The following is a 16731-nucleotide window of genomic DNA, read 5'->3' as shown; positions in this document are numbered from 1 at the left end:
AATCTCCCTTGTCCCACGGTCATCCTACAGGCGGGCCGTATCGAAATCATGAATATACGTGGCTGAAGTGCTGCGAATGGTTCATATTGATGGTGTATTGGGCTTTCGATAGGTTTTTTCCGCATCGAACAGCGGCTTGCTGCCGTCGCTGGCAAGCGTCCCTTTGCCATCGCTCAGCCCCACCGTCCGATAAAAGCATGAACGTCGGCCGGTGTGACAAGTTGCTTCATGACCCAGCACTTTGACGCGCAACCATATCGCGTCCTGGTCACAATCCGTGAGCATCTCGACGACCTGCTGGACATTGCCAGAGGTCTCGCCCTTCTTCCACAGCGCGTTGCGCGAACGCGACCAGTAGTGCGCGATGCCGGTCTCGAGCGTCAGCGCCAGCGCCTTGGCATTCATATGCGCGACCATCAGCAGCATGCCGTCTTCGGCATCGGTGACCACGACAGCGACGAGGCCGGCAGCATCGAAGCGCGGTGAAAGGACCGCGCCTTCTTCGAGTGCCTTCTTGTCTGTTGGAGCTTTTGGGAATTCCAATGCCGACATTCGCCGGTCCTTATCTAGCGAAGCCGGCAGGCCGATCAGATCCTGCCGCCGCGCACCATTGTGACGAAGCGGACCTGTTCTTCGGGTGTGTCCTTGAAGACGCCGGTGAAGGTTGAGGTCAGCGTGGTGGAGCCCTGCTTGCGGATACCGCGCATGGCCATGCACATATGCTCCGCCTCGAGCATAACGGCCACGCCGCGCGGATTGAGCACGTCCTGGATGACGCCGGCAATCTGCGCGGTCATCGCTTCCTGGGTCTGCAGGCGATGGGCGAAGATGTCGACGACGCGGGCTATCTTGGACAGGCCGACAACCTTGCCGTCAGGCAGATAGCCGACATGCGCCTTGCCGATGATCGGCACCATGTGATGCTCGCAATGCGAGTGGAAGGATATGTCCTTGACGAGGACGAGATCGTCATAGCCGGCGACTTCCTCGAAGGTGCGGCCAAGTTCCTCGGCTGGGCACATATCATAGCCGTTGAACATTTCGCTGAACGCCTTGGTGACGCGCTTCGGCGTGTCAATCAGGCCCTCGCGGTCAGGATTGTCGCCGGTCCAGCGCAACAAGGTGCGCACGGCGGCTTCGACTTCGGCCTCGCTCGGCCGGTCGGTGACCGGCTTTTCCATATAGGCGGACCGCGGCATGAGTTTCTTGATAACGGCGTCCATAAAGGCGTCTCCCGTAGTTCCTCTCTCAGGAGGAACGAGTTGAACGGACCACGACCTTTCGGGTGTCAGAAACTCGCCCGGTTTCCAGCCCGTAAGTGGCGTGAACAGAATTGGGTATGACGAGGTTTGTGGTCGCCTTGTCGATACCCGACTACCACCATTATATATGTTCGTGCCGAGCGAAAGGAAGACGCCAGAGCGGCAATGACTGTTCGCTGGGCGGCGACGGATTGGAAAAATATGATCGACGATGTCTACAATGCGAAAATTCTGGGTTTTGCCGGAAACATCGCACGGATCGGCCGGCTCGACCGGCCCGACGCAACCGCACGAGCACATTCCAAGCTGTGCGGCTCGACGGTGACCGTCGATCTGAAGATGGATCATGGCGTCGTCAGCGATTTCGCGCATGACGTGAAGGCCTGTGCGCTTGGTCAGGCGTCGTCGTCAATCATGGCGCAGCATGTCGTCGGCGCCAGCGCTGAAGAATTGCGCAGCGTGCGCGAGACGATGTTGAAGATGCTGAAGGAAAACGGCCCGCCGCCCGAAGGCCGCTTCGCCGACCTGAAATACCTGGAACCGGTGCGCGACTATAAGGCGCGCCACGCCTCGACCATGCTGACGTTCGACGCAGTGGTCGATGCGATCGGCCAGATCGAAAAGAAGCGGGCGGAAGAGGCGGCCTAGATCTTGGCAAGGAAACGCCGGCTTTCGGCGAATTCCGCCCGGACCCAGTCGGCAAAAGCCCTGGCCGGCTCGGAAAGGTCATTCAGCCTTCTGGCCACTAGCCAATAGGCGCCCGACGCGACGTCAATGTCGAAAGGCTTGATCAGCGCGCCGGACGCAAGTTCTTCGCCGATCTGCAAAAGATCGCCCAGCGCGACACCATGTCCAAGCAAGGCTGCCTGCTTCGAAAGCGAAGCATCCGCCAGCATCGGACCACGCGCAGGCACGGCATCAGCCGTGACGCCGGCCGCTTCGAACCAACGCGCCCAAGCCTGGCGGTTTTCTTCGTGCAACAATGTATAGTGACCAAGGTCGATCGGCTTTTCCAGAGCTGGGCCGGATGCAAGAAGTGCCGGCGACAGAACTGGTGAATCGACGACCGCGGCAAGCTGTTCGGCTTCGCTGCGTGGCCATGAGGTGGCGTGCGCACTGAAGCGCAGGGCAAGTTCGGGCTGATCGCTGCGAAACTCTATCAACCTCGGGTCGACCTCAAGGGAAACGTCGATATCGGGTCGCAACTCGCGAAAGCGGTTGAGCCGCGGCACCAGCCATACGGATGCAAGTGACGGCTCGACGCTGACACGGACCACGGACTGCGTCGGGGCCGCCGTCAATTCCGAAAGCAGCCTGTCGATGCCCTCGAAACTTCTGACCAACTGGTCGAGCAGCCGCCGGCCGGTGTCGGTCAACTCGACGCGGCGATGGCGGCGGAAGAACAGAGGTTGGCGCAGGAAGGCTTCGAGCTCGCGGATCTGGCGGCTGATCGCTGCCTGCGAGACATAAAGCTCCTCGGCCGCACGGCTGAAGCTCAGGTGACGACCGGCTGCTTCGAAGCTTCTAAGAGCTGTCAGGGGCAGGTGTCCACGCTTCATTCGCATAACTCAGAGTTATCTGACGTGGACGTTATACTCGTTTGAAGAGCAAGGCCAGCGGCGCTCTAATCGGTGCTCAAGGAGTGCTGCGATGATCCAGTTTCTCAACATTCTGGGCGATGTCGTGCGGATCGCGACGTTTCAACGGCGCGACGAGAAACCACGTAGGGATCGGTGGGAGGAGAGGCCGCCGACCGGCATCGCCGTATGTCGGAAGCCGACGCCCGACCGCTACCCGGTTCGCCGTACGAGGCCATGACGGGATTGCCGGACGGCATTGCGTTCCTGGCCCGATGCGCACATCTATCGTGTAGGGAAACGTGATGCGGAGACTGTGGTGGTCGGCCAATATCGGCATGCGCACGGCGCCAGGCCGATTCGACAAGGACGCAACTGGCCCGGCCCGTGGCGCAAGACGCCGGGCCGCCTCCTCGGCACGTCGCTCGTCCGGCTCTACCAGCTGACGCTGTCCGGCTTCGTCGGCAATTCCTGCCGGCATCTGCCGACCTGTTCCGAATATACGCACGAGGCGATCGCCCGGCATGGGCTGTGGGCCGGTGGCTGGATGGGGTTTTTCCGGGTACTGCGCTGCGGACCGTTCGGAACACACGGCATCGACCGCGTGCCTGATGTGCTGGGCGATCGCTACCTCTGGTTCACGCCATGGCGGTACTGGCTGATCGGGAAAAAACGTGGCGACCTGGACAGCTGAACGCAACTGTTCACGATCTGGTAGGGTTAACCGCAGCTTGCGCGGACATCGCGCATTTAAGACAAAATCGAGACAAGACGCCTCGCTAAGCCGCTCCTGACACCCTTCAGGAGAGATTACCAAATGCGCCGGATAGATCGTCTTCCCTTCGTCTTCGCCGTGGTTCTCTATGTCGTGGCGTGGCTGTTGGGTTTTCCGATCCGTGCGCAATCAGCGCCGCTCGGGGACGTCGAATGCACGCTGATCGTCGACGCCGCGAGCGGCGAGACGCTGTATCGGCAAGGGGTTTGCGACCAGCGCGTCAGTCCCGCCTCGACATTCAAGGTTCCGCTGGCGCTGATCGGCTATGACGCCGGAATCCTGAGCGACGAGCATACACCGAGTTGGCAGTACAAAGCGGAGTTCAACGCGCCGAAACGGGACCGCAAGACCGTCGACCCGACGATCTGGGAAAGGGATTCGGTCCTTTGGTTCTCACGCGAGATCACGCGCCGGCTCGGCAGCAAACAGTTTGCCGGCTATGTGTCCAGATTGGACTATGGCAACACCGACCTCTCCGGCAATTCCGGCAAGAATGACGGCCTCACCCATTCCTGGGTGAATTCTTCGCTCGAGATATCGCCGGTCGAGCAGGTCGATTTCCTGCGCAAGCTGCTGGCGCGGAAACTGCCGGTCTCGGACAAGGCCCATGCGATGACCAGCGCGATTGTCCCGACCTTCCGGTCGGGCGGCTGGACGGTGCAGGGCAAGACCGGAACGACCAGGCTCGGCGACAGCGCCGACAAGCGCTCGCTTGGCTGGTTTGTCGGTTGGGCGCAGACAGATGCTCGCAAGATCGTCTTTGCCCGCCTGGTAGTCGATACGAAACGTTCCGACACGCCAAAGGGGCTCAAGACGCGGGCGACGTTCCTGAAAGAGCTGCCGAATCTCTTCAGGTGACCTACATCCGGCTTTACGGCGCCGAAAACTGTCCATAAAAGACCGCTCGCCGCCGGACGCATCCGGCTCTTACTGACGCATGTCGTAGCCTCAAAACCGCTAGGCAGTTTTGGGCGACATGCATTTCACCACCCGCGCTCGTTTGCGGGACTGGATAGGAGAATCTTTATGCTGAATTCCGTTTCCCTGACATTTCCCGATGGCTCCGTCCGCGATTACGACGCGGCGATGACCGGCGCCGGCCTGGCGGAATCGATCTCGAAGTCGCTGGCCAAGAAGGCCGTTGCCTATTCGATCGACGGCACGCTGTGCGATCTTTCCGACCCGATCGGCAGATCGGGCAAGGTCGAGATCATCACCCGCGAGGATCCGCGCGCGCTGGAGCTCATCCGCCATGATGCGGCGCATGTGCTGGCCGAAGCCGTGCAGGAACTTTGGCCGGGAACGCAGGTGACCATCGGGCCGGTGATCGAAAACGGATTCTACTACGATTTCGCCCGCAACGAGCCGTTCACGCCCGACGATTTCCCGGTGATCGAAAAGAAGATGCGCGAGATCATTGCGCGCAACAAGCCGTTCACCAAAGAGGTTTGGTCGCGCGAAAAGGCGAAAAGGATCTTTGCCGACAAGGGCGAGCGCTACAAGCTCGAGCTGATCGACGCCATCGCCGAGGATCAGGACCTCAAGATCTATGCACAGGGCGACTGGTTCGACCTTTGCCGCGGCCCGCATATGGCCTCGACCGGCCAGATCGGCAACGCCTTTAAGCTGATGAAGGTCGCCGGCGCCTATTGGCGCGGCGACAGCAACAATCCGATGCTGATGCGCATCTACGGCACGGCCTGGGCCGACCAGGCGCAGCTCGACGCCTACCAGACGATGCTGGAGGAGGCCGAGAAGCGCGATCACAGGAAGCTCGGCCGCGAGATGGACCTGTTCCACTTCCAGGAGGAGGGCCCCGGGGTCGTGTTCTGGCACGCCAAGGGCTGGAGGATGTTCCAGAACCTGGTCAACTACATGCGTCGCCGCCTCGACGAGCAGGGCTATCAGGAAGTCAACGCGCCGCAGGTGCTCGACAAGAGCCTGTGGGAGACGTCAGGCCACTGGGGCTGGTACCGGGACAACATGTTCAAGGTGACGGTGGCCGGCGACGACACCGACGACGACCGGGTGTTTGCGCTGAAGCCGATGAACTGCCCCGGCCACGTCCAAATCTTCAAGCACGGGCTGAAGTCCTACCGCGATCTCCCGGTAAAACTTGCGGAATTCGGCAATGTGCATCGCTATGAGCCGTCCGGCGCACTGCACGGGCTGATGCGCGTGCGCGGCTTTACCCAGGACGATGCCCACATCTTCTGCACCGAGGAACAGCTCGCCGACGAGTGCATCAAGATCAACGACCTGATCCTGTCGACCTATGCCGATTTCGGCTTCGACGAAATCACCGTCAAGCTGGCGACCCGTCCCGAAAAACGGGTCGGCACCGACGCGATGTGGGATCATGCCGAGGGCGTGCTGCAGGACGTGCTCGACAAGATCGCGGCGCGGTCGGGCAACCGGATCAAGACGGGCGTCAATCCGGGCGAGGGCACGTTCTACGGGCCGAAGTTCGAATATGTGCTGAAGGACGCCATCGGCCGCGACTGGCAATGCGGCACCACGCAGGTCGACTTCAACCTGCCGGAACGGTTCGGCGCCTTCTACATCGGCTCGGATTCGGAAAAGAAGCAGCCGGTGATGGTGCATCGCGCCATCTGCGGTTCGATGGAGCGCTTCCTCGGCATCCTGATCGAAAATTATTCCGGCCATTTCCCGCTCTGGTTCGCGCCGCTGCAGGTGGTGGTGGCGACGATCACTTCCGATGCCGACGATTACGCGCGAAAGGTCGTCGCGCAGCTGAAGGCGGCCGGACTGATCGCCGAAGCCGACCTGCGCAACGAGAAGATCAACTACAAGGTTCGCGAGCATTCGCTGGCCAAGGTCCCGGTCATCCTTGTCTGTGGCAAGCGCGAGGCCGAGGAAGAAACGGTCAATGTCCGCCGTCTCGGGTCGCGCGACCAGGAATCGCTCGGCCTCGCAGCCGCCGTAAAGCTGCTTGCCGACGAGGCGGTGACACCCGACCGCAAGCGCCGCGCGGCCTGAACCAGCCGACCTGCAATGAATGGCGGTGGAGCGATCCACCGCCATTTTTCATGTGCCCGTCACGCCGCGCGCAGTTGTTGGCGCAACGCATGCGCAAGGCAGCTTAGACAGGCAGCGCTCAGTCGGCGCTTTCCTCGGAATCGATGGCCGAAGCCTCGGTGGCCAGGACCTCGATATCCTGGTTGTGCCCGGCCACCACCGTAAAATCCTTCTGGTAGATGCGGTCGCGGTTCTTGGCGATGATGGTGTAGTCGCCCTCGGCCAGCACCATCGAGGCAAAGGCGCCGACGGTTTCCTTGATCGGATCGCCGGATTCGTTGAGCAGCGACCAGGAGGTGTCGGCGATTGCCTCGCCGCCAGGCTCGCGCACCAGCTTCATGGTCATCTCGGCGGCACGGTGCTCGACCGTCGCTTCGGTGAGCTTGCCGGCCTCGACGCGGATGTCGGAGCGGATGACCGCGTTCACCGCACCATAGGTCGACACGACATGGTAGGTGCCGGCATTGAGCCGCACGACGCTGTTCGGCTCGACATCGGGTATGATCAGGGCGCGATCGCCATCGGCCGCGGCGTGGCTCTCATAGATCGAGAAGCGCAGCTTCTTCGGCGGTATGCGCACCCCGCCGGACAGCACGGCATCAAGCTTGAGGCCACCTGCATCGAGCACGAGGCTCTCACGCTTGGCTTCCTTGCCGACGGTGATGCGCTTGGTGGCGCCGGCACGCCCGTAGGAGGCGTGGACCAGATACGAACCCGGCTCGAGCTGGAATACGGCGGTACCGCCATGAGCCGAGGCGACCATCGGCAGCTTGCCGTCGCTGGCCGATTCGGGCTTGAAGACTCGCCAGACGATGCCGCGCGTGATGTCGGCGCCCTTGTCGGTCAATTGCGCCGACAGCGTGATTGCCCCGCTGCTCCCCAACGCCAGCGATGTCTCGCTTTTCGGAGGCGCATAGCCCGAAATTCCGGGAAGTTTCAGCTCGCCGAGGCCGTCCACATCCTGGGCGACGGCGAGCGAAACCGGCACCATCAACAGTGCGGCAGCGAGCGATATCAGGAAAAGACGCAATGTCCCCTCAAACATGCCTTGCGTTGAAGCCCAAGGCGGTGGCAATTTCAAGGCTTAAGAGTCCGGTTGGCTTCTGCTACAGGGCTCTTTGTCCGGCGCGCCGCGCCAATGCCCAAGCCGCCCGATGTCCCGATGGTGCGCTTCAGCTCAAATTCCAGGAGACTTGCGCCCATGGCGTCGCCGATCATCGATCTTCTGCTGACCCGAAATTCCGCGCCGATCCCGGATTTGAAAGAACCGGCACCGAGCGATGCGGAGATCGCGACGATGATCGCCGCAGCCTCGCGGGTGCCGGACCATGGCCGGCTGGAGCCCTGGCGTTTCATCCTGTATCGCGGCAAGGCTCGCATCGAGATCGGCAAGAAGCTGGCGGCACTTGCCGAACAGCGCGAAGGGCCTCTGCCGGAAGGCCGCCGCAACCAGGAATTGGCGCGCTTTTCACGCGCGCCGCTGGTCATCGGCGTGATCTCGATCCCCAGGGAAAATCCAAAGATCCCGCAATGGGAGATGTTCCTGTCCGGCGGCATGGCAGCGATGAACCTGATGCTTGCCGCCAATGCGCTGGGCTACGGCACCAACATGATCAGCAACTGGTATTCCGACGTGCCCGAGGGCAGGGCGATCCTCGGTCTGGCGCCGCATGAGCGGGTCGTCGGCTTCGTCCATATCGGCTCCTACCGGGGGCCGGCACCGGAGCGGCCACGGCCCGATCCGGCAAAGCTCTATGCCGATTATTCGGGGCCGTGGGCGGGATAGTTTTCGGCGCGGAACAGGCTTAAGCGCCAAGCCCAGCCACCCCGGCCCGCGCCAGGAGCCGCTCGGCGAGCTTGAGATGCGGCCGGTCGTACATCTTGCCGTTGATGCCGACGACGCCCGGATTTCCTGCCGCCTTAAACGCCTCGACGATCGCCAGCGCGCTTTTCACCGCTTGCGCCGAAGGCGCGAAAGCAGCGTTGATGACCGGCACCTGCACCGGATGGATCGCCATCTTGCCGGTGAAGCCGTCGCGCTCGGCCTCCGCGCATTCGGCCTCGAAGCCTGCCATGTCACGAAAGTCCGGAAAGACTGTGTCGATCGCCGCGACCTCCGCGGCACTTGCGGCGAGGATGGTCATGGTGCGGGCGAGGCGGAACACATCCGTGTAGCGGCCCTTCGCGTCGCGCGCGGCGCGCGCGCCGATTGCCGCCGACAGATCTTCCGCGCCCCAGGTGACGCCGACAAGCCGCGCGCTTGCATGGGCGTAGGTCGCTGCGGCCAGAACGCCGGCGGCGGTTTCAGTGATGATCGGCAGGATCTTTATAGCTCCATCCGGCAGGCCGCTTTCAGCTTCGTGCACCCTGAGCTTGGCCGAGAGATGCTGGACATCCAGTCCGCTGTTCGACTTAGGCAGCATGATGCCGTCTGGTTTTGCTGGCACGAGCGCCGCCAGATCGTCGTCGGTCAGTCCGGTCGAAAGATCGTTGACGCGAACATAGATCGCGGGGCTGGTCCGGTGCCTGTGCCCGGCGATGAAACGCGCCGCTGTGTCGCGCGCCAGATCCTTGTCTTGCGCGGCAATCGAATCCTCGAGATCGACGATGACCACGTCGGCGCCCACGCCAAAGCCCTTCTCCAGCTTCTTTTCCGAATCGCCGGGAACGAAGAGAAGAGAACGCATCGGCTATCCCTTTTTCATCATCATGGCTTGCCTCGTGCATTTGGCAACCAGCACGTCGTTCTGGTTATAGGCGCGATGCTCGAGCTCGACGATGCCGCGGTCCGGCTTCGACCTGGATTCACGCACCGAGACGACAGTGGTCTCGACGCGAATTGTGTCGCCATGGAAGACAGGATGCGGAAATACCGTCTCCTTCATGCCGAGATTGGCGATGGTGGTGCCGACGGTGATGTCGTTGACTGAAATGCCGATCATCAGGCCAAGCGTGAACAGCGAATTGACCAGCGGCTTGCCCCATTCGCTCTTCGCCGCGAAGTCGAAGTCAATGTGCAGCGGCTGCGGGTTCAGCGTCATCACCGAAAACAGCATGTTGTCGCTTTCGGTCACGGTTTTGCGCAGCGTGTGCTTGAACACATGGCCGACGACGAACTCGTCCAAATAAAGTCCGGCCATTGTCGATCTCCTCCGCCGCTTAAGGGTTGATAGGCGTTGCATACCGGGCTCGCAAGCCAGTTAACGAACATGGTGAACCGTTCGTAAACCATTTGTGCCTACGGTCTCGACAGGGGCCAGAAGCGTTCTGGCAAAGGGCGTAAGCAGGCGACATGGTCGTTTCGCATTTCCTGAAATGGATCCACACAGCGAAGGTGTCGGAGCGCGCTGCGGCGGCAAGCGCGCTGGCTCGCGCCTATGTCGACTCGGACTTGCCTTTCGAGGACCGCTGCGCTGCCGAGGCGGCGCTGACATTGCTGCTCGATGACGCGTCGTCGAAGGTGCGGCTGGCAATCGCCGACGCGCTTTCCATGAGCCACCACGCGCCGCCGCAGATCGTCAGCGCGCTGGCTTCGGACCAGCCCGAGGTGGCCGCTTTGGTATTGGCGCGGTCGCCGCTGCTTACCGATGCCGACCTGATCGACCGGGTTGCCGGCGGCCAGAAGGCGACGCAGAAGGTGATCGCCAACCGGCCACGCGTCTCGATGTCGGTTGCGGCGGCGATCGCCGAGATCGGCGAGCCGGAAGCCTGCGCCACGCTGCTCGCCAACAGCGGCGCCGACATCGCATCGATCAGCTTTCGCCGCATGGCCGAGCGGCACGGCCATCTGCCTCTGGTGCGCGAGGCGCTGATTGCCGACGCACGCCTGCCCGCCGATTGCCGGCATTTGCTGCTGGTCAAAGTGGGCGAGACGCTCAAAGGTTCGCCGCTGGTGCTGGCGTTGATGGGCGCCGCCAGGGCCGAGCGCGTCACCCGCGATGCCTGCGTCAAAGCTTCCGTGACATTGATCGAAGGCACGCGTGCCGAGGAACATACAGCGCTTGTCGAACATCTGCGCCTGCGCGGCGACCTGACCGCAAGCTTCGTCATCCGCACCATCGCCCACGGCAAGGTCGACTTCTTTGGTTCGGCGCTGGTCGCGCTCAGCCAGCAGTCCGAACAACGGGTGAGCGCACTGCTGGCCGGGGGGCATGACATAGCGTTGCAGGCACTGTTCCGCAGCGCCGGGCTTACCGCCGCCACCCACGCAATCATCCTGCGCGCGCTGAAGGTCTGGCGCGAGGTCGCCAATGGCAAACGCCTCGCCGGCGTCCAGGAAGTCAGCTGGCTGATGCTGAAGGAATTGGGCGGGCAGTCCGCCGAAGGCGATCTCGCCGGGCTGGTCAAATCGATCCACCTCGATGCGCTGCGCGTGAACGCGCGCGGCCACGCGCTGGCGATCGCCGCTGCTTAAACCCGGTCCTTCGCGAAAAAATCCGGAAAATCCTCGATAGCGGCGGCGATGATGCGCAGCGAGGCGGCGATCTGCAGCATTTCGGCTGCTTCGCTTCGCTCCGCGATGCCTGCTGCATATTGCCTGGCGACGGCGACGGTCGCCGTCGGCGGCTCGCCGGGCCGCCTGAACAGCAGTTCGCGCGCCACACCGCGCAGGAAATTGGCGATGGAAAGTGCTGTTTCAGGCGGGATCGCGGAACTCTGTTGCGCGTTGCGCAGCCGCAGGATTTCGAGGCCGACAGTAACGGCAGCAATGCCGCCGGCGAGAACGGCGTCGCCTTTCTCGCCGGCGTTCTGCAGCAGCGGCATCAACTGATTGACCCGATCATAGGCAAGGCTCTCGAAAGCCAGCCGCCGCGGCATACGCTCATGTAGACAGAGGCGGGCAAGATCTTCGCGCATGGCTTGCAGGATGCGGTTGACGGTGACCCAGGGGTCGGCGGGCAGCACGATGGCGAAGACGCCGATCGCCAGAAGAATGCCGACCAGGACCGATGCCGAATTGGCGAAGAACGGAAACGGATCGTAGGTCATCGCCTGATGTGGGCTGAGGAAGGCGAGGAAATTGATGGCAAAGGCCGTTGCCACGCCGACATAGCGCGGATTGGCCATGCCCAGTGCCGCTGGTACCAGGATCGGGACGACAAAGACCATGAACCATCCGAAGCCTGGCAAAGCCGGAAGCGCCAACTGGCCGATGAGAAACGCAAAGGGCAGGGCGAGCAACGTGCCCTCGAAGAAGTTCCATGCCGACCGGATCGGATCGGGGCGAGCGGCAAACAGGCTGGAGACGACGGCGACCAGAATGACCGTGCCCGTCGCGTCCGACCATTTCGTCGCCAGCCAGAAGCCGGCGACCAGGAGCGTGGCGATTGCTGCGCGCACGGCATTGCGCGATGCCGCACGGTAATCGCGGTGCACCACCAGCGCCGGCTGCCGCCGTTCGCGACTGGCACGAGACGGGGGAGAGCGGAGTGCATCCAGGCCGCGCAGCACTTGCTGAATGGCCTCGGCGAAGTCGGCGGCAATGGTTAGGCGGGTGACAGTGCCAGCCCAGTCAATGTCTTGCCCGGCCGCGACGTCAGGCATCTGCCGCGCCTTGCCGGCGATTGCGTCTAGCCGCGCCACCCAGGGCGCCGTATCGTCCAGCGCGCCCGGCCTGGCTACCAGTTCGCTGACAACGGCCTGCAACTCGGCGCGAACGGGGATGAGGGCTGCGTTCTTCGGAGCGGCATGGGCATGCAGCGCACGCGCCGCTGACAGGGCCGACAGAAGCTGACCGATTGTACGCCGGACTGGATAGGCGCGGGTGGCGAGGCTCGGCCCCTCCAGCCTTGCGTAGGTGCGCATCTCGCCGAGCGTTTGGACATCGCCGATCAGCTTGCGGTGCAGCCCGGCAAGCTTTTCCGTATCGCCGCCGGAAAAAGCGCCGTCCGCGTAGGCCGCCAGGTCGAGAATGCTGCGTTTCAGTCTTGAGATGATGGCGTCGGCGGCCAGTTTCGGCAGGATCAGCCGGCTGGTCAGCGCAGCGCAGGCGATACCCAGCACGATTTCCGCGCAGCGCGCCACGGCGAGATCGATGACGAGGTGCGGCTGGCCGAAAGCCGGCAGGCCGATGATCATCGCGGTGTAGCCGGCAAGCGCCGCGCCATAGGCCTCCGGATTGCGTAGCAGCGACGAGACCAGCGTGCAGATGCTGATCCAGACGGCAAGAACTGCAACCAGCAACCACGAGTTGGCACCGAAGACAGTGGTAATGCCGATCGCCGCCAGCGCGCCGGCAAGCGTGCCGAGGAGACGATAAAACCCCTTCGCCAGCACCATGCCGGCGACCGGCTGTGCGACGATGAACACCGTCATCATCGCCCATTGCGGGTGGTCGAGCTTCAGCGCATAGGCGGCCAAAAGCGCGATGAGGCCGGCCGAAACGGTGCGCAGGGCAAAGATCCAGTCCGAGCGCGTCGGCCGCGTCAGGCCAGCGATCCGCGTGCCGATATCGTCCTTCAGCCGCGCCCAGATCAAGTGCTCGTCTCCAGCTCAGAAGGCCAAGCTAGCGGCGGGAGCTCAGATATCCAGCACTTCCGTCTCGGCGAATTCCGCGCGTTCCTGGATGAAGCGGAAGCGGGCCTCGGGCTTGGTCCCCATCAATGCGTCGACCGCATCCTTGGTTGCCGCCTCGGCGTCGATCACATCGACCCGCAGCAGCGTGCGCTTTTTCGGGTCCATGGTGGTTTCCTTGAGCTGAGCAGCCATCATTTCGCCCAGCCCCTTGAAGCGGCCGATTTCGACCTTGCCGCGCCCGGTGAATTCGGTGCGCAGGAGTTCGTCCTTATGCGCGTCGTTGCGGGCATAGGCGACCTTGCCGCCTTGCCGGATCGAATACAGCGGCGGCACCGCCAGATAGAGATGGCCGCCGTGGACCAGGCTTGGCATCTCCTGGTAGAAGAAGGTGATCAGCAGCGAGGCGATATGGGCGCCGTCGACGTCGGCATCGGTCATGATGATGACCCGGTCGTAGCGCAGGTCCTCGTCGCGGTATCTCGAGCGCGTACCGCAGCCAAGCGCCTGGATGAGGTCGGATATCTGCTGGTTGCCGGCCAGCTTGTCGCTGCCGGCGCTGGCGACGTTGAGGATCTTGCCGCGCAGCGGCAGCACCGCCTGGCTGGCGCGATCGCGCGCCTGCTTCGCCGAACCGCCGGCCGAATCGCCCTCGACGATGAAGAGCTCGGCACCGGCGGCAGCATTCTGCGTGCAGTCGGCGAGCTTGCCGGGCAGGCGCAGCTTGCGCACCGCACTCTTGCGCGACACTTCCTTTTCCTGGCGGCGGCGCACCCGCTCGTCGGCGCGCGCGATCACCCATTCGAGCAGTTTCGACGCTTCCTGCGGATTATCGGCCAGCCAGTGGTCGAACGGGTCGCGGATAGCGCTTTCGACGATGCGGATCGCCTCGATCGTCGCCAGCCTGTCCTTGGTCTGGCCGACGAATTCCGGCTCGCGGATGAACACCGATAGCATGCCCGCTGCAGAGATCATCACATCCTCGGAAGTGACGATCGAGGCGCGCTTGTTGCCGACTAGATCGGCGTAGGCGCGCAAGCCGCGCGTCAGGACGTTGCGGAAGCCGGCCTCATGCGTGCCGCCTTCGGCGGTCGGAATGGTGTTGCAATAGGAATTGATAAAACCGTCGCCGCCGAACCAGGTCACGGCCCATTCGAGCGAGCCGTGACCGCCCTGCTTCTCGCTCTTGCCGGCGAACATTTCACGGGTCACCTGGAATTCGTCGCCGAGCGAGGCTTTCAGATAGTCCTTGAGGCCGCCCGGAAAATGGAATTCTGCCTTGGCCGGCGTCGTGTCCTTTTCCTTGATCAGCGAGGGATCGCAGGTCCAGCGGATTTCGACACCGCCGAACAGGTAGGCCTTTGAGCGCGCCATGCGGTAGAGCCGGGCCGGCTCGAACGCAGCACCCTTGCCGAAAATCTGCTCGTCTGGATGGAAGCGGATCTTCGTGCCGCGGCGATTGTGCACCTCGCCGAGCTGCTCAAGGCCGGTCACCGGAACGCCTCGCGAGAAGCGCTGGCGATAGAGCTTGCGCCCAATCGCGACCTCGACCTCGAGATGGTCGGACAGTGCGTTGACCACGGAAACGCCGACACCGTGCAGACCTCCCGAAGTTTCGTAGACCTTGCTGTCGAACTTGCCGCCTGAATGCAGCGTCGTCATGATGAGTTCGAGCGCCGGCTTCTTGAATTTCGGGTGCGGATCGACCGGAATGCCGCGGCCATTGTCGGTAACGGACAGGTATCCATCGGCGGAAAGCTCGACATCGATGAAGGTCGCATGGCCGGCGACCGCCTCGTCCATCGAATTGTCGATGACCTCGGCAAACAGATGGTGCATCGCCTTGTCGTCGGTGCCGCCAATGTACATGCCCGGGCGCCGTCGCACCGGCTCCAGCCCCTCCAGCACCTCGATGTCGGCGGCACTGTAGCTCTCGCTGGCGTCGCGGGGCGCCGGCCGCTTCGCCGCCTGCACCAGCGGGTCGGCCGGGCGCGCGGCGGCGCGAGCCGGTTGCGGCTGCTTGTCCAATTTGGCGAAAAGATCGTTGTTGTCGTCCATGCCGGTCCTGGATTCCGATGCTGCGAATCACCACCCGATACTGCCACGCTTTTCGCGGGCAGGCGACGGAGGTTCCTGTTACGTTCGAGGATAGAGCCTCTTACTGCAAAACCATTCGACAACCAAGCGGCGGAAATAAGCCTAGAGCATCGACGCTTTGTAAACCTTGTCCGAAGGTTGCGCCGCAAGGTTGGCTGAAAAACGATATCCGCGAACTGTCGCTGACCTAGAATGCAGCGGAATCCTCAAGAGGCTGTCGCTTAAGCATGTTGGATTACAGTTCGCTCTTGCTCGCGGCGACGCTGTCGGGCACGTGCCTCAGCATCACCATGTTTGCGATCTGGTTCACCGCGCCACAAGCCCGCTTTGTGCTGACGGTGGCGTGCGGCATTCTCGTGCTCGTCGCACATGTAGTGTTGTTCTGGCATTACACCAAGGATCCAAGCGCCTGGCTTTGCCAGATCGTGCTTGCGCTTCTCAGCCTCGGTTTTCTGATTATCTGCCTGTCGGCCATGCAATATCTCGGCATGCGCGACTACAGGCGCGCCATCTTGCCGACCTTGCTTGCGATGGCTGTTTGCGCGGGCGCGACATATCTTGGGTTTGATGGCGTCGGATTTATTGTCACCTACGCGACGGTAACGGCGCTGCTCTCGCTCATCGGAGCGATGTTCTGGATTGAGGGTGGTCACGATCGCCGGATATTGCTGGTCGTCTCGTTCCTGAGCGGCGTCTGTGCCCTGTCGTTCGGACTTTGCGGCGCGGTCTTGTTGGTCAAGGGCCAATGGGTGCTCGGTGTAGCACCGGACAATTGGGCCGAGCGGGTGAATTCCGTCGTAGCCGTCGCCTGCATGACCGGGCTCGGCGCATTGACGCTCTCCCTGCACCATTTGCAGGCGCAGATCGAATTGAAGGCCGAAACGATGACCGATCCATTGACCGGGCTGATGAACCGGCGGGCGTTGACGGCACTCTACGGCGAGCGGGTCTTCGGTCCGTTCATGTCCGTCGCCATGTTCGACCTCGACCATTTCAAGAGGACGAACGACGTATTCGGTCACCCGGTCGGCGACCAGGTTCTGCGCCGCTTTGCCGCCGTCATCAGGAAATACGCCAGAACCGGCGTCGACGCCTTCCGGTTGGGCGGCGAGGAATTCGTCCTCGTCATGTCGCGGATGACGGAAGAGAAGGCCTATGATGTTGCGAGCAAGATCAGCGTCGCCTTCGGCACGGAAGTCGTGGCCACCCAACTTGGTCCGTTGCGAAGCACAGTCAGCGGCGGCATCGGCTTTGGCGGAACAAGCGGCACCGGTCTCGACGATGTGCTGGCCGAAGCCGACGCAGCACTCTATGCGGCAAAGCGCGCCGGGCGAAATCGCGTCGTCGCCCGGGACCGCGCGAGCAAGGCCGACGAGCCGGCCTTGCGTTCTGCCTGATTGGGATTTCTATCTTCTTGTTAGACCCATGATCTTGTCCGAAAACCGGAGTCCACTTTTCGGAATCATGA

Annotated in this window: 15 protein-coding genes; 7 read left to right on the top strand and 8 right to left on the bottom strand. The window is 62.6% G+C overall.

The genetic code is table 11. The features are described from left to right. Positions 1-81: 81 nt before the first annotated feature. Both hisI and folE read right to left on the bottom strand, forming a co-directional pair. Complete coding sequence (gene hisI, locus NKJ46_RS23350) at positions 82-552, bottom strand: phosphoribosyl-AMP cyclohydrolase (RefSeq protein ID WP_352667963.1); 471 nt, start codon at positions 550-552, stop codon at positions 82-84. Positions 553-587: 35 nt separating this feature from the next. After that, entirely contained in the window at positions 588-1223 is a 636-nt protein-coding gene (gene folE / locus NKJ46_RS23345) for a GTP cyclohydrolase I FolE (protein WP_352466975.1), read from the bottom strand. Positions 1224-1463: 240 nt separating this feature from the next. On the opposite strand from folE, the gene NKJ46_RS23340 reads away from it, so the two are divergent. Beyond that, positions 1464-1910: an iron-sulfur cluster assembly scaffold protein gene (locus NKJ46_RS23340; RefSeq protein ID WP_352667962.1), complete on the top strand. Its 447-nt coding sequence runs from the start codon at positions 1464-1466 to the stop codon at positions 1908-1910. Here NKJ46_RS23340 and NKJ46_RS23335 read toward each other — a convergent pair. Further along, positions 1907-2821, bottom strand: coding sequence for a LysR substrate-binding domain-containing protein (locus NKJ46_RS23335; RefSeq protein WP_352667960.1), 915 nt, complete (start codon positions 2819-2821; stop codon positions 1907-1909). The two genes, NKJ46_RS23340 and NKJ46_RS23335, sit on opposite strands and share 4 nt — an antisense overlap. A 337-nt stretch (positions 2822-3158) precedes the next feature. On the opposite strand from NKJ46_RS23335, the gene yidD reads away from it, so the two are divergent. The 3 genes from yidD (at position 3159) to thrS (ending at position 6614) form a co-directional block, all read left to right on the top strand. Further along, positions 3159-3533, top strand: coding sequence for a membrane protein insertion efficiency factor YidD (gene yidD, locus NKJ46_RS23330; RefSeq protein ID WP_352667958.1), 375 nt, complete (start codon positions 3159-3161; stop codon positions 3531-3533). Positions 3534-3656: 123 nt separating this feature from the next. Next, the gene (blaOXA, locus tag NKJ46_RS23325; RefSeq protein WP_352667956.1) at positions 3657-4472 is read left to right on the top strand and encodes a class D beta-lactamase; all 816 of its coding nucleotides are present in this window, start codon (positions 3657-3659) and stop codon (positions 4470-4472) included. Positions 4473-4640: 168 nt separating this feature from the next. Beyond that, on the top strand, positions 4641-6614 hold the full coding sequence (gene thrS / locus NKJ46_RS23320; protein WP_352667954.1) for a threonine--tRNA ligase: 1974 nt from the start codon (positions 4641-4643) through the stop codon (positions 6612-6614). A 118-nt stretch (positions 6615-6732) separates the two neighbouring features. Here the strand turns inward: thrS and NKJ46_RS23315 are convergent, their stop codons facing one another. Further along, the gene (locus NKJ46_RS23315; protein ID WP_352667952.1) at positions 6733-7698 is read right to left on the bottom strand and encodes an RgsD C-terminal domain-containing protein; all 966 of its coding nucleotides are present in this window, start codon (positions 7696-7698) and stop codon (positions 6733-6735) included. A 156-nt stretch (positions 7699-7854) separates the two neighbouring features. Here NKJ46_RS23315 and NKJ46_RS23310 point away from each other — a divergent pair, with 156 nt between their 5' ends. Further along, positions 7855-8439, top strand: a complete 585-nt coding sequence (locus tag NKJ46_RS23310; RefSeq protein WP_352667950.1) for a nitroreductase family protein — start codon at positions 7855-7857, stop codon at positions 8437-8439. A gap of 19 nt (positions 8440-8458) precedes the next feature. On the opposite strand, the gene NKJ46_RS23305 is transcribed toward NKJ46_RS23310, so the two are convergent. Continuing rightward, positions 8459-9340: an HpcH/HpaI aldolase/citrate lyase family protein gene (locus tag NKJ46_RS23305; protein ID WP_352667948.1), complete on the bottom strand. Its 882-nt coding sequence runs from the start codon at positions 9338-9340 to the stop codon at positions 8459-8461. A gap of 3 nt (positions 9341-9343) precedes the next feature. Next, positions 9344-9835 carry a MaoC family dehydratase gene (locus NKJ46_RS23300; protein ID WP_502903444.1) on the bottom strand — a complete coding sequence of 164 codons (492 nt, stop codon included), beginning with the start codon at positions 9833-9835 and terminating at the stop codon, positions 9344-9346. A 110-nt stretch (positions 9836-9945) separates the two neighbouring features. On the opposite strand from NKJ46_RS23300, the gene NKJ46_RS23295 reads away from it, so the two are divergent. Beyond that, positions 9946-11067 (top strand): DUF2336 domain-containing protein, encoded by a 1122-nt coding sequence (locus NKJ46_RS23295; protein ID WP_352667944.1) that lies wholly within the window; start codon positions 9946-9948, stop codon positions 11065-11067. On the opposite strand, the gene NKJ46_RS23290 is transcribed toward NKJ46_RS23295, so the two are convergent. Both NKJ46_RS23290 and parE read right to left on the bottom strand, forming a co-directional pair. Further along, a complete protein-coding gene (locus NKJ46_RS23290) occupies positions 11064-13130 on the bottom strand; it encodes an FUSC family protein (protein ID WP_352667942.1) in 2067 nt (688 codons plus the stop codon). The genes NKJ46_RS23295 and NKJ46_RS23290 overlap by 4 nt on opposite strands. A gap of 42 nt (positions 13131-13172) precedes the next feature. Continuing rightward, on the bottom strand, positions 13173-15224 hold the full coding sequence (gene parE, locus NKJ46_RS23285; RefSeq protein ID WP_352667939.1) for a DNA topoisomerase IV subunit B: 2052 nt from the start codon (positions 15222-15224) through the stop codon (positions 13173-13175). A gap of 266 nt (positions 15225-15490) precedes the next feature. On the opposite strand from parE, the gene NKJ46_RS23280 reads away from it, so the two are divergent. Then, the gene (locus tag NKJ46_RS23280; RefSeq protein ID WP_352667937.1) at positions 15491-16660 is read left to right on the top strand and encodes a GGDEF domain-containing protein; all 1170 of its coding nucleotides are present in this window, start codon (positions 15491-15493) and stop codon (positions 16658-16660) included. Positions 16661-16731 lie beyond the last annotated feature (71 nt).

The organism is Mesorhizobium sp. M0166 (genome assembly GCF_040322255.1).
Classification (GTDB): Bacteria; Pseudomonadota; Alphaproteobacteria; order Rhizobiales; family Rhizobiaceae; genus Mesorhizobium.
This window is presented reverse-complemented; position numbering and strand designations above follow the sequence as displayed.